The following is an 18,931-nucleotide window of genomic DNA, read 5'->3' on the forward strand; positions in this document are numbered from 1 at the left end:
CGCACCGTCACGCCGGTGCCGTCACGCCGACAGCTCCTGCCGCAGGGCGTCCCGCAGCCGGGCAGCCCGCTCGCCCACCTCGGCGGGTCCGAGCGTCACCGCGCGATCGGCCCACCGCTGCGCGACCGCGAGCTCCCCCCGACGCGCGTAGAGCAGGGCCAGTCGGAGTGCCGCCCGCCCGTGCCCGGCGCCCGCGGCCCGCTCCCACCACACCGCCGCCTCGGGCTCGCTGCCCTCCCGGGCCAGCAGCAGCCCGAGATTGAACGCCCCGTTGCGCGACCCGGCCTCGGCCGCCCGCCGGTACCACCGCGCCGCCTCGACCACGTCCCCCCGGGCGGCCGAGAGCATCCCGACCCGCACCTGCGCCCGCCGGTGCCCCTGGGACGCCGCCCGCTCGTACCACTCCTCGCACTCGGTCTTCTCGTGCACGACCTCGCCGAGCTCGTGGGCCGGCTCGGCCGGACGTCGCGCGTCCAGCACGGTCGCCAGCCGGTACGCCGCCTCGGCGCTGCCGCCGCCCGCCGCGCACCGCAGATGCCGCTCCGCCTCCTGCTCCTCGCCCTCCCTCAGACGCGCGATGCCGACCTGCAGCGCCGCCTCCGTGTGCCCGGCGGCGGCGGCACGCTCGTACCAGTCCAGCGCGGCTCCGTCCTCGCCCCGCCCGGCGTACAGGATCCCCAGGTTGAACGCGGCGTCCACGCTCCCGGCCTCGGCCGCCTTGGAGAACCACGGCTCCGCGCCCGTCGTGTCGCCCTCCTGGAGCAGCAGGATCGCGAGCGCGTTCGCCGCCTCCCGGTGCCCGGCGTACGCGGCACGCCGGTACCACTGCTCGGCCTGCGCCGTGCGCCCCTGCTCGGCGCAGAGCAGCCCGAGGTTGTACGCGCCGTTGTCGTCCCCGGCGTCCATGGCCGCGCGGTACCACCGCTCGGCGGTCTGCGTCTCGCCCCGCTCCGCGTGCAGCGCGCCGAGCGCGTTGGCCGCGTTCCCGTCGCCGTCCTGCGCGGCCCTGAGCCACCATACGGCCGCGCTCTCGATGTCCCCCGCGTCGCGCAACAGGAAGCCGAGCGCGCAGGCGGCCCGTGCCTCACCGTCCTTGGCGGAGGTCAGGTACCAGCGCCCGGCCTCCCTGAGCTCTCCCCGCTTCTCCAGGATCGCGCCGAGGTGCAGGGCGGCCCGCCGGTGCCCGCGCGCGGCGGCCTGGCGGTACCACTGCTCGGCCTCCTCGACGGCGTCGCCGGGCCCGGCCTCCTCCTCGTGCGCGGCTCTGCGGTCCAGGGAGCGTGCCAGGCGGTAGGCGGCCTCGCGGTGACCGCGCTCGGCGGCGGCCCGCATCCACTGCTCGGCGGTGCCGTCCCCGCGGTGCTCCAGCAGGTCGGCGAGCGCGTAGGCGCCCAGCACGTGTCCCTGCTCGGCGGACTGGCGCAGCCAGTACTCGGCGGCGGGCTCGTCGCCTCGCTCGCGGTGGTGCCGGCCCAGCGCGTGCGCGGCCGCCGCGGAACCGGCGACGGCGGCGATCCGCCACCATCCGGCGGCCTCGTCGGCGTAGCCGCGCTGGTGCAGGAGCACGCCCAGGTTGTTCGCGGCGGCCCGGTCACCGGCCGCCGTCGCGGCCCGCAGGTGGGGTTCGGCTCCGTCGAGGTCGCCGCGACGCAGCAGCATGGCGCCGAGGACACTCATCGCCTCGACGTCACCGGCCTCGACGGCGAGCCGCTGACGCGCCTCCTCGGCGGCCTCACCGGCCTCGTCGCGGTCGGCGGGCGGCACGAGGTCGACAGACTGCATAAAGTCGGCATCCTTCGCGAAGGATGCAGGCTGCACAAAAGACCCGGTCTCCAACAGAGTTGCCTTGTCCCCCATAACGTCCATCGTCGCACCACCTGCAGCCCCGGTACACCCGGTATACCCCAAGCCTGTGAGGTCACTTCAGCGTTTTGTCGACATGCCCACAGAGAGACAAGTCAAACACAAATCGTCGAACTCCCCACCGCGGCGCGGCGGCTCGACGTACCGGCACAAGCGTTCGCCGCCCGTCCGCACACCACGAAGGCCCGGATCCTGTGGTAAGGATCCGGGCCTTCGTTTCCAGTAGCGGGGACAGGATTTGAACCTGCGACCTCTGGGTTATGAGCCCAGCGAGCTACCGAGCTGCTCCACCCCGCGCCGTTGTGTTGCAACCGTACCACGACGCGGGGCGGCTCTTGATCAACCCGGTCAGCCGCCGCTGGGCTTGCCGGGCTTGCCGGCCTCCGACTGTGCCTTCTCGGCCCGCTTCAGCGCGTCCTGGAGATCCTTCTGCGCCTGGCCGTACGCCGTCCAGTCGTTCTTCTTCAGGGCCTCCTGCCCCGCGTCGAACGCCTTCTGGGCGTCGTCCAGGGCCTGCCGGACCGTCGGGTTGGTCGACGTGGGCGGATTGGTGGTGCCGGTGTCCGGCGGTGCGGTCGAGGGTTTCGTGCCGAAGACCGCGTCGAGGGCTTCGTCGAGGGTGTCCTTGAAGGCGGTCTTGCCTCCGTAGGTCACCAACACCTTCTTCAGCAGCGGAAGCTTGAGGCTGCCGCCGCGCACGTAGACCGGCTCCGCGTAGAGCAGGCCGCCGTCGAGCGGCACGGTCAGGAGGTTGCCGTACTCGATGTCGGAGTCGCCGCCCTTGAGCAGCCTGATGGCCGCGGCGATCTCCTGCTCGGAGTTGAACTTGCTCTGGACCTGTTTCGGTCCTGCGACCGCCGTACTCGTCGGCAGTTTCAGAATTCTGATCTTGCCGTAGTCGCTGCTGCCCGCATCGGCGTCCACCGACATGAAGGCGCTGAGGTTGTCCCGGCCGTTGGGCGTGAACGTCGTCGACAGCGAGAACGCCTGCGACGCCTGGCCGGGCATCTTCATGCTCAGGTAGTACGGCGGCACCGCGTTGCCCGACTTGTTGGTCGGGTCGTTCGGCACCTGCCACACCTCGCTGCCCGTGAGGAAGGTCTGCGCGTCCGTCACGTGGTAGCGGGTGAGCAGCTCGCGCTGGACCTTGAACAGGTCCTGCGGGTACCGAAGATGGGCCTTGAGGGAGTCGGAGATGGCGCTCTGGGGCTCGACCGTGCCCGGGAAGGCCTTCATCCAGGTCTTCAGGACCGGGTCCTTGGTGTCCCACTGGTAGAGCTTGACCGCACCGGTGTACGCGTCGACGGTCGCCTTCACCGAGTTGCGGATGTAGTTGACCTGGTTCTGCTGGGCCACCACCGCCCGGTTGTTGTTGGTGGCGGTCAGCGAGTCGGCGGTCGTGTCGCCGAGAGTGGTGCGGGAGGCGTAGGGATACCCGTTCGTCGTCGTGTAGGCGTCGACTATCCACTGGATGCGCCCGTCCACGACCGCCGGATAGGCGTCGCCGTCGATGGTCAGCCAAGGGGCGACCGCCTCGACACGCTCCTTGGGGGTGCGGTTGTACAGGATCCGCGAGCCCTTGCCGATGGCACCCGAGTAGAGGATCTGCGGCTCGTTGAAGGCCACCGCGTAGGCGGCGCGGTTGATCGGGCTGGAGAGACTGACCCCGCTCCTGGCCTTGTAGCTGGTGGTCCTCTCGCCCTCGTTGTCCGAGTAGTCGACCTCCTTCTGCGGGCCGCCGACGATGGAGTACGTGGTGGTCTTCTCGCCGTAGTAGACGCGCTGCTGGTACGCCGGCAGGTCGCCCCTGGACGGCAGGTTGGACTCGGTGAAGACCGGCTGCCCCTGGGAGTCCGCCTCGGTGCCCTTGGCGGCGACCACCCCGTAGCCGTGGGTGTAGCGGAAGTGGTTGTTGATCCAGTTCTTCTTCGGGATGCCGGCGAGGTTCAGTTCGCGCAGGCCGATGACGGTGTCCTGCTCCCGGCCGTTCTTGGCGTACCGGTCGACGTCGAGGTTGGTCGGAAAGCCGTAGTAGTTCCGCATCTGCTGCATCTGCTGGAACGTGGGCGAGACGATGTTCGGGTCGAGGATCCGGATGCTCGCCGCCTTTCCGACGTCGTCGCGCAGGGTCGTCCTGTCCTTCGCGGTGCTCGTGCCCGCGTACTCGGAGACGCTCGCGTCGTCGATGCCGTAGGCCTCGCGCGTGGCCTTGATGTTCTTCTCGACGTACGGGGCTTCCTTGGCCTGCTCGTTCGGCTGGACCTGGAACTTCTGGACTATCGCCGGGTACAGCCCGCCGATGAGGATGGCGGAGAGGACCATCAGTCCGAAGCCGATCATGGGCAGCTGCCAGGTGCGCCGCCACAGGGTGGCGAAGAACAGCAGGGCGCAGATGACGGCGATGCAGAACAGGATCGTCTTGGCGGGCAGGTAGGCGTTGGCGTCGACGTACCTCAGACCGGTCCAGTGGTCGCTGGCCTTGAAGTCGCTGGACTTGACCGCCAGCCCGTACCGGTCGAGCCAGTAGGCGACCGCCTTCAGGGCGACGAAGACGCCGAGGAGCACCGACAGGTGGCCGGTCGCCGCGGCCGTGGCGCGCGCGCCCGGGCTGGTGACGCGCAGCCCGCCGTACAGGTAGTGGGTGAGTGCGGCGGCGATCAGGGAGAGGATCGTGGCGGCGAAGCCGAAGGCGAGCAGGAACCGGTACCAGGGGAGGTCGAAGGCGTAGAACGAGACGTCCAGGTGGAACTGGGGGTCCTTCTGGTGGAAGGGCACGCCGTTGACCCACATCAGCCAGGTCCGCCACTGGCCGGCCGCGGACGCGCCCGCGATCAGGCCCACCAGTGCGGTGATGGCGAACAGCAGCCACTTCTTGTACGGGGCGATGCCCATCCGGTAGCGGTCGAGGCTCTGCTGCTCCAGGGACATGGCGCTCAGCGGGGGCCGCAGCCGGTGTGCGAGCCAGATGTTGAAGCCGACCGCGACGGCCATCAGCAGCCCGAAGACGAAGAAGAGGCCGGTCTTCGTCGACAGGGTGGTGGTGAACACGGACGAGTAGTGCACCGAGCGGTACCAGAGCCAGTCGGTCCAGAAGCCGGCGAACATGGTGAACGCCATGCCGAGCGCGGCGAGGACCCCCAAGGTCATGAGCAGGGTCCTGGCGCGCCGGGACGGGCGGCCCACTCTGATACGCGGCCCCGTCGGGCCTCCGCCGCGGTCCGGCATCTGGAAAGCCAAGGTGCGCCCCTCGAAGTTCGCTGTCGATCCGTCAGGCCCTCGTGTTCTCGGGCCGTCCGTGGTCCCCCGTGATCGCGGTCCCACACCTATGCAACTTACTCACGGTTTACTCGGTTCCCGGTTCGGGCCAGGAACGAGGCAGGATTGTGACCATGTCCAACACTCCCATGGCAGCGAGCCCGCTCACCCGGGCGGTACTCGAGATCGACGAGTACGCCTCCGGCCTCGGCTGGGATCAGCCCGCTCGCCTCTTCGCCCTTGTAGACACCGCGCAGCTGCGGGCCCAGGAACCCTCGCTCGCGGCGCAGCTCGGCCTGCAGGACGAGCCGGAGACCACCGGTCTCACCCCGATCGAGCAGGACGAGATTCCAACGAACCGGGCGCTCGACGAGTTCCTCGGCACCATCGCCTGGCCCGACGCGGTGACCGGCTGTGCGCTGACCGTGGAGCGTCTGATGCTGCCCCCGTCCGCGGAGGCCCAGGTCCCCGAGGGCCTGGACGACAAGAGGCTGGCGAAGTGGGTGGCCACCCATCCCGAACGCCAGGAGGTCCGTATGACGGTCGCGGTGCTGCGCGACGGCACCCGCGAGTCGGCGCTGCGGCTGCGCGAGAAGGACTCCCCCACGGAGGTCCTCACCGGCCCCGACCTGGTGCCGGGGCTGGCGGAGGCGCTGACGGCGACCTTCGCCGACTGAGCAGGACTGAGCCGGGCTGAGCCGAGTCGGCAGATCCGGCTGGTCCGGCCGGCTGGCCGAGGCCGCTGAGCCGGCTGTGCGTCCGGGCGGCCGGGGTCAGCCCTTGGTGGTGCACTTCGGCAGGTCGGCGGTGTCACCGCCGCGGATGTCCTTGAGGGCCTTCAGGGCGTCCGCGATGGTGTTCACCTTGACGAGCCGGAGGCCGCTCGGGGTGTCCTTGGCGGCTTCCGCGCAGTTGTCGGCGGGGGTCAGGAAGTACTGGGCGCCCTTGCCGCGCGCGCCGATGGTCTTCATCTGGATGCCGCCGATCGGCCCGACCTTGCCGTCGTCGTCGATGGTCCCGGTGCCGGCGACGAACTTGCCGCCGGTGAGGTCCCCGGGGGTGAGCTTGTCGTAGATCCCGAGGGAGAACATCAGGCCGGCGCTGGGGCCGCCGACGTCGGCGAGCTTGATGTCGATGCTGAACGGGAAGGTGTGGTCGGTCCCGGCGGAGATGCCGACGATGGCGCGCTTGGGGCCGGCGTCGTTCGACGTCTTCGTGGTGATCCTGACGTCCTTGGTGGTGGTCGCCGTCCGCTTCTCCTTCTCGGCGGCGGCCTGCTCCTTGGCCGGGACGACCGTGAAGACGACGTCCTGACCGGGCTTGTGCTTGGTGACCAGCTTGGCGACGTCGTCCGGCTTCCTGACCGCCGTGCCGTCCACGGCCTTGATCACGTCACCGGCGTGCAGTCGGCCCTCGGCCGGGGTGTCCTTGCCCACGGTGGAGACGATCACCCAGGACCTGACCGGGATGCCCAGCTCCTTCAGGGCGGCGACCTTGGCGCTCTCCTGCGACTGGGTGAACTCCTCGGCGTTCTCCTGGGTGGACTGCTGCTCCGTCTTGCCGTCCGGGTAGAGGGTGTCGTGCGGCACGACCTTGCTGTCGTGCGCGAGCCAGCCGTAGACGGCCTCGACCAGGTTCATCCTGTAGTCGGCACTGGTGACCCTGACGGTGGTCATGTTGAGGTGCCCGGAGGCCGCGTACGTCTTGTGCCCGGAGATCTGCAGCACCGGCTCGCCGTCGTGGTCCCCGAGCGTGTTCACGGTCGGCCCCGGCGACATCTCCGAGTACGGCACGGGAATGAAGACCCCCGCGCACAGGAGCGCGATCAGCATCAGGGTGGAGGCGAGCATCGTCGCGGTGCGGCGTGGCATGCATCGACACTACGGGACGCCACTGTCAGCGCACCGTCAGGGCCCGCCCTTGTACCGTGCCCGTCAAGTGCCGGAGTGGGACCTCTCCATGGCCTCTCGGAACCGGGCGTATCCGTCCAGCTCGGGACCGTCGCTCCGTACTCTCCGCGTCCGGTTGGCCCACGTGCCCCACAGACCGGCGCCGATAGCAGCCACCAGCGGAATCAACAACCAGGCGAGCGCCGCCATGCCGACCTCCCAACCCCATGCGAGTGTCCGCAACTGACTGATCAGCAGATTAACCTTCCGCCCTGACAACGCTCGCGGCAGGGGTGCGGTTACGCAACCGGGCGACGGCGCGTGGACTCAGCAGGCGCCGACCCACTCCTCGGTGCCGTCGGAGAACTTCTGGTGCTTCCAGATCGGCACCTCGTGCTTGAGGTCGTCGATCAGCTTCCGGCAGGCCTCGAAGGCCTCCGCCCGGTGCGGACACGCCACCGCGACGACGACGGCGAGGTCCCCCACCCGGAGGTCACCCACACGGTGCACGGCTGCCAGCGCCCGCACCGGGTGGTCCGCGACGACCTTCTCCGCGATCCGCCGCATCTCGGCCTCCGCGCTGGGATGACACGAATACCCCAGCGCGTCCACGTCGGCACCCCCGTCGTGATTGCGCACGGTCCCCACGAACAGCGCGATCCCGCCGGCGGCGTCGTCCCCGACGGCCTGGAAGACCTCGTCCACGGAGAGCGCGGTCTCCCGGACGCCGATCAACCTGACGGGGTGCTGAGCGGCGCGCTCTCCGGGGTGCTCATTGCTGGATGCCATACCACCATCGTGCCGCACACGACGGGGTCGAAGGGGCGGAGCCCCCGGGACAGGGAAGGGCAGGGGCGGCGGGCGGTCTCCCTCAGATCCGCCGCCGCGCCTTCCGGGCCCGCCGCACCACGGCGGCGGCGCCCAGCAGGGCCACCGTCGCCCCCGCGGCCCCCGCCGCGGTCGCGTCCTTCCGGCCCAGCCGCCGCCCGGCCACCGTGTGCCGCCCCGAGACCTCCTCCAGCAGCTCCTCGAGAACCTCCTCGTTGGTCCACTTCGGCCGCCACCCGGCGTCGTGCAACCGGCTCCCGCTCACCACCCACGGGTACATCGTGTACGCGAGGTCCCCGGCCGGCGAGGGGGTGAGCCCGATCCGGTGCAGCCGCGCCGCCGCGCCCAGCGCCACCGCCGACGGCAGCTCCATCCGCCGGATCCCGCTGAGCTCCTCGACCTCCTCCTGCTCCAGCCACCCGTCGCACCCGACGGCCAGTTCCCCGTCGACCTTCTCCAGCACGGCGTACTCCAGCGCGCTGCACAGGTCCTCGACGTGGCAGAACTGCCAGGCCGGCCGCGACCCGGCCACCACCAGCAGCCGAGGCGACTCGAAGTAGCGCGTCAGCGCGGTGTCGGTGCCGCCGACCAGCACCGCGGGCCGGACCACGGTGACGTTCAGCCCGGGATGCGCCCGCGGAGCGCGCCGCGCCAGCCGCTCGATCTCCAGCAGGTCCCCGACCCCGGTCGCCTCGGCCGTCGCCCGCAGCTCCGCGTCCTCCGACAGCGGCAGCTCGTTCTCCGGCAGCGCCCCGTAGACCATCGCGGAGGTGCACAGCACCACCCGGTGCACCCCGGCCGCCGCCGCGGCGGTCAGCACGGTCTGCGTCCCCCGGACGTTGTAAGCCGTACGCGCCGCCGGATCGGTCTCCAGATCCAGGTCGAGCGCGAGGTGGACGACCACGTCGGCGCCCCGCAGCTTGTCCGCGATGGCCGGGTCGCGCACGTCGAGGATGTGCCACTGCGCCGCCGCGCACTCCCCGCGCCGTTCGTCGATGGCCACGACCTGCTTGACCCCGTCCGACGCGGCGAGCCGCTCGGTGAGCAGTGCCCCGACCCCGGTGGCGGCACCGGTGACGGCGACGACGGGCCCGCGCGCGGCAGGACCGGTTGAATGGTTTCGCGCTGCGCGAACCTGCGGATCTGGGGAACTCACCAGTCGTCTCCAGCGGTTGTCTTCAGTACGGGCGCGGGTGACGCGTACGTACCAGGTGGCATCCATCCTGCCGCAGGCCGAGAGTCGGCGAAGCACCGAGGCCCGATCGGGCCGGGGTGTCTACGCTGGGTGGTGTTGTCGGGCAGCCGCGCCGCCGGAAGAACCGGTGGCCTTACCAGCCGAGGAACCCAGTGAGTGACACCCCATTCGGATTCGGCCTTCCGCCGGAGGAGCCGGACGACGGCGACGAGGGCAAGAAGAAGGACCACGAGAGCGGTGGTGGGCAGGGACCGGCCAACCCGTTCGGTTTCGGGCTGCCCGGAGCCGGAGGCTTTGGCGGCCCCGGCGCCGACAATCCGCTCGCGGCCATGTTCGGTTCGCTGAACCCCACCGACCTGGGCGCCGCCTTCCAGCAGCTGGGGCAGATGCTCTCCTACGAGGGCGGCCCGGTGAACTGGGACATGGCCAAGCAGATCGCCCGCCAGACGGTCTCCCAGGGCAGCCCCGGCGGCGTCAAGGACTCGAGCGTCGGATCGGCCGAGCGCCAGTCCGTGCAGGAGGCCGTCCGGCTGGCCGATCTGTGGCTGGACGACGCGACGTCCCTGCCGTCCGGTGCCGGTACCGCGGTGGCCTGGTCCCGCGCGGAGTGGGTCGAGGCGACCCTGCCGGCCTGGCAGGAGCTCGTCGACCCGGTCGCCGAGCGGGTCGGCGCGGCCATGGGCGACGTCCTGCCCGAGGAGATGCAGGCCATGGCGGGCCCGCTGATCGGCATGATGCGCTCGATGGGCGGCGCCATGTTCGGCACGCAGATCGGGCAGGCCGTGGGCGTGCTCGCGGGCGAGGTGGTCGGCTCCACCGACATCGGTCTGCCGCTGGGCCCGGCCGGCAAGGCCGCGCTGCTGCCGGTGAACGTGGACGCGTTCGGCCAGGACCTGGGCGTGCCGAAGGAGGAGGTGCGGCTCTACCTCGCCCTGCGCGAGGCCGCCCACCAGCGCCTGTTCGCGCACGTGCCGTGGCTGCGCTCGCATCTGTTCGGCGCGGTCGACGGCTACGCGCGCGGGATCAAGGTCGACACCGCCAAGCTGGAGGACGTGGTCGGCCAGTTCGACCCGCAGAACCCCGAGCAGCTGCAGGACGCCCTCCAGCAGGGCATGTTCCAGCCGGAGGACACTCCGGAGCAGAAGGCCGCCCTGGCCCGTCTGGAGACGGCTCTGGCGCTCGTCGAGGGCTGGGTCGACGCGGTGGTCCACGCGGCCGCCAAGCCGCGTCTGTCGTCCGCCGACGCGCTGCGGGAGACCCTGCGCCGCCGCCGCGCCACGGGCGGCCCGGCCGAGCAGACGTTCGCCACGCTGATCGGCCTGGAGCTGCGTCCGCGCCGCCTGCGCGACGCCTCCCGTCTGTGGGCCTCGCTCACCGACGCGCGCGGCGTGGACGGCCGGGACGCCCTGTGGGCCCACCCGGACATGCTGCCGACGGCGACCGACCTCGACGACCCGGACGGCTTCGTCCACCGCGAGCAGCTGGACTTCTCCGAGCTGGACAAGATGCTCGGCGAGGCGGCGGACAAGCCCGACCTGCGCAAGAAGGACGACGGCGAGGCCAAGGGCGACGACGCCGAGTGAGCCTCCACGACGACGCGGTCCTCGTGCTGAAGGGGTACGAGGGCCGCTACGAGGGCCAGGACGAGCTGCGCGAGCTCTATCTGCGGCACCTGGACGCACATCCGGACGGCATGTGGAAGGCCTGCGAGAGCGGGCACGTCACGGCGAGCGCCCTGGTGATCGACCCGGAGCGCGAGCGGGTGCTGCTGACCCTCCACAAGAAGCTGCGGATGTGGCTGCAGATGGGCGGTCACTGCGAGCCGGAGGACACCGCGCTGGCGGGCGCCGCCCTGCGCGAGGCGACGGAGGAGTCGGGCGTCGCGGGGCTCGCGCTGCTCCCCGGTGGGCCGGTGCGCCTGGACCGCCATCTCACGCCGTGCGCCTGGCACCTCGACGTCCAGTACGCGGCGCTGGCTCCGGCCGGTGCCGTGGAGGCGATCAGCGACGAGTCCCTCGACCTGCGCTGGTTCCCCTACGACCGGGTGGCCGACGTGGCGGACGAATCCGTCGTACGACTGCTCGAAGCCACACGCGCGAGGCTCTGAACGGGGCCGGCAGCGGTGCAGGCAAGGGGTGGAGGTAAGGGGTGACCGCCTGGGCGGTCACCCCTTACGCATGCTCAGCTCCAGACGTTGCCCTGGTTCTGTCCGCGAGCCCCCTGCTGCCCCATGCCGAACTGCGCGGCGAGGCCCTGACCGATCTGGGCGTTCTGCGGCGGCAGCAGTTCACTCGGCTGGACCAGCGCGAAGCCGCTGCCCATGAAGCTGAGCTCCCAGCCCTCACCGGTGCTGCCCCGGCGCCGCCACACCCCCGAGGAGTGCGTCTGGGCCTGCATCTGCACCCGGAGCCCGGTGGACCAGGCGACGATCGCGTCGGCGTCGCAGTTGACGTACTTGTCAGGGGTGACCTGCATCAGCAGCGGGGCGCCCGAGGTCATCAGGGCGACCTTGCCGCGTCCGGTGATGTTGAGCTGGTACTTCCCGGAGCCGGAGATGCCGTACAGGCTGTCGACGGCGATGACCTCGTGGTGCAGGGAGGAGTCCATGGCGAGGACGTAGCTGCTGTCGACCGTCAGCCCGTCCTGCTCCACCTCCATGACGTGGACGTGCTGGGCGAGGTTGGCCAGGTAGACGGTGCCCTGCCCGTGGCAGCGCATCAGGTCCAGGCCCTCCCCGGTGTAGGCACGCGCGCGTGCCTGGTTGTTGCTGCGGTACTCGGCGTCGAACTCGACCAGGCCCTGGTAGGCGACCATGGTGCCCTTGCGGGCGAGGATGTCGTCGTGGCCCTCCAGGACGACGCGGAGCATCTGCTTGTTCTGCAGGCTCCAGCGCTCCTGCGTCTGCAGGTCGTTGTGGGCGAAAAGCGGGCTCTGCATGGTGTGTGTGCTCCCCCTCAGCCCCGGATCCGGAGGCGGTCGGTGCTGTCCTCGCTGGGCTGGACGACGACGATGCCCTGGCCGGAGAAGGCCATCTGGTAGGCCTCGCCGCTGCCCCGGCCGATGAGCGACTGCGCCTTGAAGCTGCGCTTTCCCTTGACCTTGAGGTTCGGGGACCAGGCGACGAGCGCGTCCGGGTCGACGTACGTCTCGTCCTCGCCGCCGCCGCAGTCGACGACGATCGGCTTGCCCCGCGAGGTCAGGGCGACCCAGCCCTGCCCGGAGATCTTCGTGTTCCACAGGCCCTGACCGGCGAACTTCGCCAGACCCTTGACCCGCTCGACGCCCCAGGTGAGGTGCGCGTCGAAGGCGAGCAGATTGGTGGCGTTGACGGAGATGCCGTCGCCGTCCAGGTTGATCACGACTACGTCGGCGCCGTAGTCGGCGAGATAGAGCAGGCCGTCGCCGGTGCACTTCATCAGCGGGGCGCCCTCACCGGTCATCCAGTCCCGGGCGATCTGGCGCACGGCCGGCGGGTTCGGCTCGTACTGGACGAAGCCCTCGTAGGCGACCATCGAGCCCACGCGCGCGAAGAGGTCGTTCCCGGTCTGCATGGCGACCTTCAGCATGTGGTTGCCGTGGTTCTCCATGCGGGCGGTGACGGGTGCGGGGGCGTGGCCCGCGAGCGGCTGGTTCATGACGGGCTCCCTCAGACCTCGTACGGCTGGACGACGATGAAGTTCCCGGGCGCTCCCCGGAACTGCAGGTTGACGCTCTCACCGGTGTCGCCCGGGTAGGCGTTGCGGCGCATGCGCACCTGGCTGGAGACGATCACCTGCGAGGCGGCCGACCAGGCGACCACCGCGTTGCAGTCGGCGAACGTGGTGGGCGTGACGGGCAGGACGACGGGGGTGCCGTGTGTCTTGACGACGATCGTGCCGGTGCCCTGGAACTGCATGGTGAACAGCGCGCCGCCGGGGATGCCGTGCCCCTCGATGCGGCGGACCTCGTACTGCAGGCTCTCGTCGAAGGCGAGGACGTTGTCGGCGGAGACGCAGATCGCGTCGCCCTGGAGCTCCACCGGGTGCAGATGGGTGGAGTTGTCGGCGAGGAACACCTGGCCCTGGCCGGTGCAGCGCATCAGCTGCATCTCCTGGCCGGTCGCGTTGCCCACGAGCCGGCCGGCGAAGCCCGCTCCCTTGTAGCTGAAGTCGACCTTGCCCTGGTAGAGCACCATGCTGCCCTGGCGGGCGAGCACGGGCTGGCCACCGATGCCGAGGTCGACGCGGATGAGCTTGTTGTTCTGCTGCGTCCAGCGCTGCCCGGTGGGCGTCTCCTTGAACTTCTGGAGCGCGGCACCGACACCCGCGCCCTGCGGGGCGCCCTGGGGCACGCCGTACGGTGCGGTCTGCTGGCCCGGGACCTGCCCGAACGCAGGCTGCTGACCGTAGCCGGGAGGCGCGGTCGGCCGGCCGTGACCGGGAGGCGGGGCCGGGGCGTGCGGCGGCTGGGGCCGGCCGTAGCCCGGGGGCATGGGCGCGCTCGGGGCGGCCGGCCCGCCGTACTGCGGTGCCGGGGACGGGGGCGGGACGGCGCCGGGCGGGGTCAGGGGGGCGATCACGGTCGGCGCGGCGTGCACATCGTGCGCGGGAGCCGGAGCGGCCGGGGCCTGGGGCGGCGTGGGCGCGGGCGGCGGCGTGAAGCCCTGCGGGGCGGGCTGCGGCGCGGGGGCCGGCGCCGGGGCGGACGGGACACCGAATGCGGGGGGCGGGCCGGCCTGGGCGGGCGGGGCGAAGCCGGGCGCGGCCCCGGTCTGCGGCTGCTGCGGGGCGGCGGGTGTCTCCTCCTCGAGGACCTCGCCGCCGAAGTTCTTCAGCAGCGCCTCCAGACCTCCGTCGAAGCCCTGCCCGACGGCCGCGAACCGCCACACGTCCTTCAGGTAGAAGTCGCCCAGCATCACGGCCCGTTCCGTGGAGAACTCCGAGCCGTCGAACGAGTACCGGGCCACCTCCTCGCCACCGGCCACGATGCGCAGGTACCCGGGGCCGATCTGCGACATCTGCCCGGCGCCGTCGACGGTCGCCGTGAACGACAGCTTCTGGATCTGCGGCGGGATCCGGTCCAGAGTGACGCGGAAGGACTCGGTGTCGCCCGCCTGCGCGCCCAGCAGCTGGATGGACTCCTCGGGGGACTTCGGCTGGTTGAAGAAGACGAAGTACCGGTCGTCGGAGAGACGTTCGTCGGCGTCGAGGCCGAAGCAGCTGATGTCGAAGGTCAGTCCGGGGGCGGTGATCTGCACGCCTACGTACAGATCGGTGCCCGCCGTGAGGTCACTGATCCTGGCCTTGTGGCCGCGTTGGAATTCCCTGGCCATGCGTTACGACCGTCCCCCATCCCGAGTGCGAGTGCGTCGCGCCAGGCTAACGGCAAACCCTGACACCGGACGAAGCCGGTACAGAGCCGGTACACAACCGTGGTCCGCGGCCGTCAGGGGGCGTGTCGCGCCACCGTCACTCGGCCGCGTCCGGCGTGTGGGGCAACCGGTCGGCGGCGACCACTCCTTCGAGGTAGCCACGCGCCCGTTCGGTGCGCGGATAGGCCTCCAGCAGCTGCCAGAAACGCGGGCCGTGGCCGGGGACGAGCAGGTGCGCGAGCTCATGGAGGAGGACGTAGTCGACGACGTACTCGGGCATGCCCTGCAGCCGGTGCGAGAGCCGGATACTGCCCTCGGCCGGGGTGCACGAACCCCAGCGGGTGTTCTGGTTGGTGACCCAGCGCACGCTGGTGGGCCGGGCCCGGCCGCCGAAGTACTGGGCCGACAGCCGCTGTGCCCGCTCGGCCAGTTCGGTGTCGGGCAGCACACGCTTGCTCTCCTTGGCGGCCAGTTTGTCGAGCATGACGCTCACCCAGCGCTGCTCCTCCGCCTTCGACATCCGGGCAGGGATCAGTACGACGGTGCGATCGCCCTCGCGGTACGCGGATACCGTCCGGCGGCGCCGGGTGCTCCTGCGGACCTCGATCGCGCTCGCCCCCGAGCCGCTCGGCGGCTGGCTCGTCGTGCTGCGCTGTGGCTTTCCGGCGCGGTGCAGTGGATCGGCGGGCACGCCCCGACGTTACCCGCTGCGCGTGCGGGAAGTCCCGGGTCCGGAACGGTTGGCGGTGGATCCCCAGCCGTGCGTTTGATTCGTAGCACTGATCTGCGGAATTGATTTGTATGACGAATCCTGCCGCTTGTGGACAACTTCGGACACCGATCCGCCGGAGCGGGCATGCTGTCAGTCGGCGGCGGAGCGTGACCGGCTCCACCGGACGAAAGACGTGCGGAGACTTTTTCAGGGCTACGGGGGCCTGCGATGCATCCGATGGTGAAACCCGCGCTGCGGCGCGGCTGGCGTGACCTCAATACCGTGCAGTTCGGGATGACTCCGGCGCACGCGATGACGCTCGGTCCGATGGACACGGCGACGGGCAGTTTCCTGGATCTGCTCAACGGCACTCGCGGGCTTCCGCTCCTGCGGGAGGAGGGGCGCCGCATGGATCTGCCCGACGGCCATGTCGACGGGCTCGTACAGCAGCTGACGGGAGCCGGACTCGTCGACGACGCGCAGGGCGGCGGCCCGGGCGCCGACGCCCTGCGCGCCGAGCCGGATGTGCTCGACCGGCTGCGGCCGGACCTGGCGTCGCTGTCGCTGACCGCTTGCGAGCCGGGCGAGGCGATGGCCCGGCTGGCGGCCCGCCGTTCGCAGCGCGTACAGATCAGGGGTGCCGGCCGAGTCGGTGCCCTGCTGGCCTCGCTGCTGTCGGGCGCGGGCGTCGGCCAGGTGGACGTGCGTGACGTCGGGTGCGTCGAGCCGTGGGACGTCGGGCCGGGCGGGCTGCCGGCCGAGTCCGTCGGCGAGCGCCGGGCGGAGACCGCACGGCAGGCGGTCCGCGCGGCGGCCCCGGGGCGACCGTCGCGCCGCGTTCGGCGGCCGTCGCCGGACCGCGGCGACCCCGGCTTCTCGCTGGTGATCCTCAGCCCGCGCGACGACGTGACCGTGCACGCCCCCGACCCGGCCGCGACCGAGCCGCTGATGGCCTCCGGGACGCCCCATCTCCATGCCGGGGTGGTGGAGGGAACCGGCGTCGTGGGCCCGCTCGTACTGCCCGGCGAGACCGGCTGCGCCGGCTGCCTGCACCAGGGCCGCACGGACCGGGACCCGGCCTGGCCCCGCCTGATCGCGCAGTGGCGCTCCGGCAAGGCCCACCCGGTGCCGCCGTGCGATCTGGCGCTGGCCACGACGGTCGCCGGGCTGGCGGCCGCGCACACCCTGGCCTTCCTCGACGGCGGGACGCCATCGAGCGCGGGGGCTCGCTGGGAGGTCTCCGTGCCCGGTCTGAACTGGCACGCCCGGCCGATCTGGCCGCATCCCGCATGCCCGTGCGGGGCCGCGGACAGAGGTAAGGGGGCACACTCCTCCACTAACGGAGAGCCGCACGAGACAATGGCGGTGCAACGGCCGTCGACGAATCGACGAAGCACGGAAGACGCGGCGCGGCCGACTGGGACTTGGAGGGCTCATGTCTGATCTTCCCCGGAAGGCGGTCACCCGGACCGCCAAGCTCGCCGCGCTCCCGCTCGGCTTCGCCGGACGGGCGACCTGGGGCCTGGGCAAACGGATCGTGGGCGAATCCGCGGAGATCGTCGGCCGTGAGCTGCAACAGCGGACTGCCGAGCAGTTGTTCAAGGTGCTCGGCGAGCTGAAGGGCGGGGCCATGAAGTTCGGACAGGCACTGTCCGTCTTCGAATCGGCGCTGCCCGAGGAGGTCGCCGGGCCCTACCGCGCGGCACTGACGAAGCTGCAGGACGCGGCTCCGCCGATGCCGACCCGGACGGTGCATGCCGTGCTGGAGGAGCAGCTGGGGCCGCGGTGGCGTGAGCTGTTCCTGGAGTTCGAGGACAAGCCCGCGGCGGCGGCCTCGATCGGACAGGTGCACCGTGCGCTGTGGCAGGACGGCCGCGAAGTGGCGGTCAAGGTGCAGTACCCGGGGGCGGGCGAAGCCCTTCTGTCCGATCTGAGCCAGTTGAGCCGCTTCGCACGTCTGCTGGGTCCGCTCATCCCGGGCATGGACATCAAGCCGCTCATCACGGAACTGCGGGACCGCGTCTCCGAGGAGCTGGACTACGGTCTCGAGGCCCAGGCACAGCAGGCGCACGCCGAGGAGTTCGCGGACGACCCCGACGTGGTGGTCCCCGCGGTGGTGCACCAGTGCGATCAGGTGCTGGTCACGGAGTGGATCGACGGCGTCCCGCTCTCCGAGGTGATCGCGGACGGCAGCACGGAGCAGCGCGACCGCGCCGGCCAGCTCCTGGCCCGCTTCCTGTTCTCCGGTCCGGCCCGCACCGGACTGCTGCACGCCGACCCGCATCCGGGCAACTTCCGGCTGCTGCCCGACGGCGAGGGCAGCTGGCGTCTGGGCGTCCTGGACTTCGGCACCGTCGACCGCCTCCCGGGGGGCCTGCCGACACCGATCGGCGAATCCCTGCGCCTGACCCTCGAAGGCAGGGCCGACGAGGTCTACGAGCTGCTGTGCGCCGAGGGCTTCGTCAAGGAGTCCATAGAGCTGGATCCGGACGCGGTCCTGGACTATCTCCTGCCGATCATCGAACCGGCCCAGGTGGAGGAGTTCACCTTCACCCGCTCCTGGATGCGCAGCCAGGCGGCCCGCATCGCCGACCCGCGCTCCCCCGCCTACCAGCTGGGCAAACAGCTCAATCTGCCCCCGGCGTACCTCCTCATACACCGGGTCACCCTGAGCACCATCGGGGTCCTGTGCCAGCTCGGGGCGACGGTACGGCTGCGCGAGGAGCTCCAGGAATGGCTGCCGGGGTTCATGCCCGGGGAGACGACGGAGGAGCCGGCGGCAGAGGCGTGAGCACTCAGCGATATACAACCGAGCGGTTGCGCGAGGGATACGCGCACGTGCAACCTTTTGGTAGCACTTCCTGACGAGAAGAGGTTGCCATGACCCCCGACACGATCGAACGCGGCATAGTGATCAACGCTTCGCCGGAACGGGTCTGGACGGTGCTCACCGAGCCCGCGTTCCTCGGTCGCTGGTTCGGCAGCGGGGAGCCGGTCAAGATCGACCTGCGCCCCGGTGGTCTGCTGCTCTTCGATCACGGCGTCCATGGCGCCATCCCCGCCCGCATCGAGCGGGTCGAGCCACCTCGCGTCCTGTCCTGGCGGTGGTCCCAGGGTGCCGCCGGAGAGGAACCGGACGACACCAATGCCACCCTGGTGGAATTCACCCTGGCCGCGGACGGCCCCGCCGGAGGTACCCGGCTCACCATGGTCGAGAGCGGCTTCGCGCGACTCGTGCTGCCGGGCGACGAGGCCGCCGTCCGCCACCGCGCCAACAGCCAGAACTGGCCCGGCAAGCTCGATCACCTGCGCACGGACTGCGAACACCCCGCTCCATGACCACCAGCACCGACACCGAACCGGCCCCGGAAGACGTCCTGGTGGCCCTGGCTGATCCGATCCGCCGTCAGATCCTCGCCACCCTCACCGCGCAGGGCGGAGCCACATCGACATCGCTGGCGGCGGGCCTTCCCGTCACCCGGCAAGCGGTGGCCAAACACCTGGCCGTCCTCGACCGTGCCGGGCTCGTCCGTGCCCACCGCACCGGACGCGAGGTGCGCTACGAGGCCGAACTGCACCCGCTGAGACGAGCGACACGCTGGATGGACGCGCTGGCCACCCAGTGGGAACACCGGCTGCGAGCGATCAAGGACCTGGCGGAGGAACCCCCCGGGCCCTGAACACCGCGTTCCGTCAGACACCTCCGCCCGGCACGACGCACCGCGGGGGCCGGTCCGTGCGGACGACGCTGTTGGCTTAATCCCCGGCCCTGATGCTTCGCCCCGTCGTTATGCGGCGGGGCGAAGTGCTGCCAGTGGGCTGGTGCGGGTCCGGGCGCG

The 18,931-nt window shown here is 71.1% G+C and carries 16 protein-coding genes and 1 tRNA gene; 7 read left to right on the forward strand and 10 right to left on the reverse strand.

The genetic code is table 11. From position 1 onward, the window contains the following. Positions 1-21: 21 nt before the first annotated feature. From ACFY0F_RS36965 to ACFY0F_RS36975, 3 genes are all read right to left on the reverse strand, one after another. A complete protein-coding gene (locus ACFY0F_RS36965) occupies positions 22-1,782 on the reverse strand; it encodes a sel1 repeat family protein (RefSeq protein ID WP_388804774.1) in 1,761 nt (586 codons plus the stop codon). A 304-nt stretch (positions 1,783-2,086) separates the two neighbouring features. Further along, positions 2,087-2,160, reverse strand: a tRNA-Met gene (locus ACFY0F_RS36970). A 51-nt stretch (positions 2,161-2,211) separates the two neighbouring features. Further along, complete coding sequence (locus ACFY0F_RS36975; protein WP_388804823.1) at positions 2,212-5,088, reverse strand: UPF0182 family protein; 2,877 nt, start codon at positions 5,086-5,088, stop codon at positions 2,212-2,214. A gap of 164 nt (positions 5,089-5,252) precedes the next feature. Here ACFY0F_RS36975 and ACFY0F_RS36980 point away from each other — a divergent pair, with 164 nt between their 5' ends. Next, positions 5,253-5,795 (forward strand): PPA1309 family protein, encoded by a 543-nt coding sequence (locus tag ACFY0F_RS36980; protein ID WP_388804776.1) that lies wholly within the window; start codon positions 5,253-5,255, stop codon positions 5,793-5,795. 96 nt (positions 5,796-5,891) lie between these two features. Here ACFY0F_RS36980 and ACFY0F_RS36985 read toward each other — a convergent pair whose 3' ends face one another. From ACFY0F_RS36985 to ACFY0F_RS36995, 3 genes are all read right to left on the reverse strand, one after another. Next, complete coding sequence (locus ACFY0F_RS36985; RefSeq protein ID WP_388804779.1) at positions 5,892-6,989, reverse strand: PDZ domain-containing protein; 1,098 nt, start codon at positions 6,987-6,989, stop codon at positions 5,892-5,894. 345 nt (positions 6,990-7,334) lie between these two features. Further along, entirely contained in the window at positions 7,335-7,796 is a 462-nt protein-coding gene (locus tag ACFY0F_RS36990) for a molybdenum cofactor biosynthesis protein MoaE (protein WP_388804782.1), read from the reverse strand. A gap of 82 nt (positions 7,797-7,878) precedes the next feature. Beyond that, on the reverse strand, positions 7,879-8,991 hold the full coding sequence (locus ACFY0F_RS36995) for an SDR family oxidoreductase (protein ID WP_388804784.1): 1,113 nt from the start codon (positions 8,989-8,991) through the stop codon (positions 7,879-7,881). A 191-nt stretch (positions 8,992-9,182) separates the two neighbouring features. On the opposite strand from ACFY0F_RS36995, the gene ACFY0F_RS37000 reads away from it, so the two are divergent. Both ACFY0F_RS37000 and ACFY0F_RS37005 read left to right on the forward strand, forming a co-directional pair. Then, positions 9,183-10,613, forward strand: coding sequence for a zinc-dependent metalloprotease (locus ACFY0F_RS37000; RefSeq protein WP_388804787.1), 1,431 nt, complete (start codon positions 9,183-9,185; stop codon positions 10,611-10,613). After that, positions 10,610-11,137, forward strand: a complete 528-nt coding sequence (locus ACFY0F_RS37005; RefSeq protein ID WP_388804790.1) for an NUDIX hydrolase — start codon at positions 10,610-10,612, stop codon at positions 11,135-11,137. The genes ACFY0F_RS37000 and ACFY0F_RS37005 overlap by 4 nt, the downstream gene beginning before the upstream one ends. 74 nt (positions 11,138-11,211) lie before the next feature. Here ACFY0F_RS37005 and ACFY0F_RS37010 read toward each other — a convergent pair whose 3' ends face one another. From ACFY0F_RS37010 to ACFY0F_RS37025, 4 genes are all read right to left on the reverse strand, one after another. Then, a complete protein-coding gene (locus ACFY0F_RS37010) occupies positions 11,212-11,967 on the reverse strand; it encodes an AIM24 family protein (protein ID WP_388804793.1) in 756 nt (251 codons plus the stop codon). Positions 11,968-11,984: 17 nt separating this feature from the next. Further along, positions 11,985-12,665 carry an AIM24 family protein gene (locus tag ACFY0F_RS37015; RefSeq protein WP_388804796.1) on the reverse strand — a complete coding sequence of 227 codons (681 nt, stop codon included), beginning with the start codon at positions 12,663-12,665 and terminating at the stop codon, positions 11,985-11,987. Between the two features lie 11 nt (positions 12,666-12,676). Then, complete coding sequence (locus tag ACFY0F_RS37020; protein ID WP_388804799.1) at positions 12,677-14,341, reverse strand: TerD family protein; 1,665 nt, start codon at positions 14,339-14,341, stop codon at positions 12,677-12,679. A gap of 136 nt (positions 14,342-14,477) precedes the next feature. After that, entirely contained in the window at positions 14,478-15,071 is a 594-nt protein-coding gene (locus ACFY0F_RS37025) for a M48 family metallopeptidase (protein WP_388804802.1), read from the reverse strand. Positions 15,072-15,320: 249 nt separating this feature from the next. On the opposite strand from ACFY0F_RS37025, the gene ACFY0F_RS37030 reads away from it, so the two are divergent. The 4 genes from ACFY0F_RS37030 (at position 15,321) to ACFY0F_RS37045 (ending at position 18,772) form a co-directional block, all read left to right on the forward strand. After that, positions 15,321-16,535, forward strand: a complete 1,215-nt coding sequence (locus tag ACFY0F_RS37030) for a TOMM precursor leader peptide-binding protein (protein ID WP_388804804.1) — start codon at positions 15,321-15,323, stop codon at positions 16,533-16,535. Beyond that, positions 16,528-17,883 carry an ABC1 kinase family protein gene (locus ACFY0F_RS37035; protein WP_388804807.1) on the forward strand — a complete coding sequence of 452 codons (1,356 nt, stop codon included), beginning with the start codon at positions 16,528-16,530 and terminating at the stop codon, positions 17,881-17,883. Before ACFY0F_RS37030 ends, ACFY0F_RS37035 begins: the two co-directional genes overlap by 8 nt. A gap of 89 nt (positions 17,884-17,972) precedes the next feature. Next, positions 17,973-18,431, forward strand: a complete 459-nt coding sequence (locus ACFY0F_RS37040) for an SRPBCC domain-containing protein (protein WP_388804810.1) — start codon at positions 17,973-17,975, stop codon at positions 18,429-18,431. Continuing rightward, on the forward strand, positions 18,428-18,772 hold the full coding sequence (locus tag ACFY0F_RS37045; protein WP_388804812.1) for an ArsR/SmtB family transcription factor: 345 nt from the start codon (positions 18,428-18,430) through the stop codon (positions 18,770-18,772). The genes ACFY0F_RS37040 and ACFY0F_RS37045 overlap by 4 nt, the downstream gene beginning before the upstream one ends. Positions 18,773-18,931: the final 159 nt, after the last annotated feature.

It is taken from the genome of Streptomyces sp. NPDC001544 (genome assembly GCF_042894285.1).
In the GTDB taxonomy this organism is placed as follows: Bacteria; Actinomycetota; Actinomycetes; order Streptomycetales; family Streptomycetaceae; genus Streptomyces.

Bases quoted from the DNA above. Each gene is read 5' to 3' on its own strand.
- ACFY0F_RS36990 (WP_388804782.1), bottom strand. From the start codon at position 7,796: ATGGCATCCAGCAATGAGCACCCCGGAGAGCGCGCCGCTCAGCACCCC.
- ACFY0F_RS37030 (WP_388804804.1), top strand. From the start codon at position 15,321: ATGCATCCGATGGTGAAACCCGCGCTGCGGCGCGGCTGGCGTGACCTC.
- ACFY0F_RS36965 (WP_388804774.1), bottom strand. From the start codon at position 1,782: ATGCAGTCTGTCGACCTCGTGCCGCCCGCCGACCGCGACGAGGCCGGT.
- ACFY0F_RS37040 (WP_388804810.1), top strand. From the start codon at position 17,973: ATGACCCCCGACACGATCGAACGCGGCATAGTGATCAACGCTTCGCCG.
- ACFY0F_RS37010 (WP_388804793.1), bottom strand. From the start codon at position 11,967: ATGCAGAGCCCGCTTTTCGCCCACAACGACCTGCAGACGCAGGAGCGC.
- ACFY0F_RS37020 (WP_388804799.1), bottom strand. From the start codon at position 14,341: ATGGCCAGGGAATTCCAACGCGGCCACAAGGCCAGGATCAGTGACCTC.
- ACFY0F_RS37045 (WP_388804812.1), top strand. From the start codon at position 18,428: ATGACCACCAGCACCGACACCGAACCGGCCCCGGAAGACGTCCTGGTG.
- ACFY0F_RS36980 (WP_388804776.1), top strand. From the start codon at position 5,253: ATGTCCAACACTCCCATGGCAGCGAGCCCGCTCACCCGGGCGGTACTC.
- ACFY0F_RS37015 (WP_388804796.1), bottom strand. From the start codon at position 12,665: ATGAACCAGCCGCTCGCGGGCCACGCCCCCGCACCCGTCACCGCCCGC.
- ACFY0F_RS36985 (WP_388804779.1), bottom strand. From the start codon at position 6,989: ATGCCACGCCGCACCGCGACGATGCTCGCCTCCACCCTGATGCTGATC.
- ACFY0F_RS37035 (WP_388804807.1), top strand. From the start codon at position 16,528: ATGTCTGATCTTCCCCGGAAGGCGGTCACCCGGACCGCCAAGCTCGCC.
- ACFY0F_RS36975 (WP_388804823.1), bottom strand. From the start codon at position 5,088: ATGCCGGACCGCGGCGGAGGCCCGACGGGGCCGCGTATCAGAGTGGGC.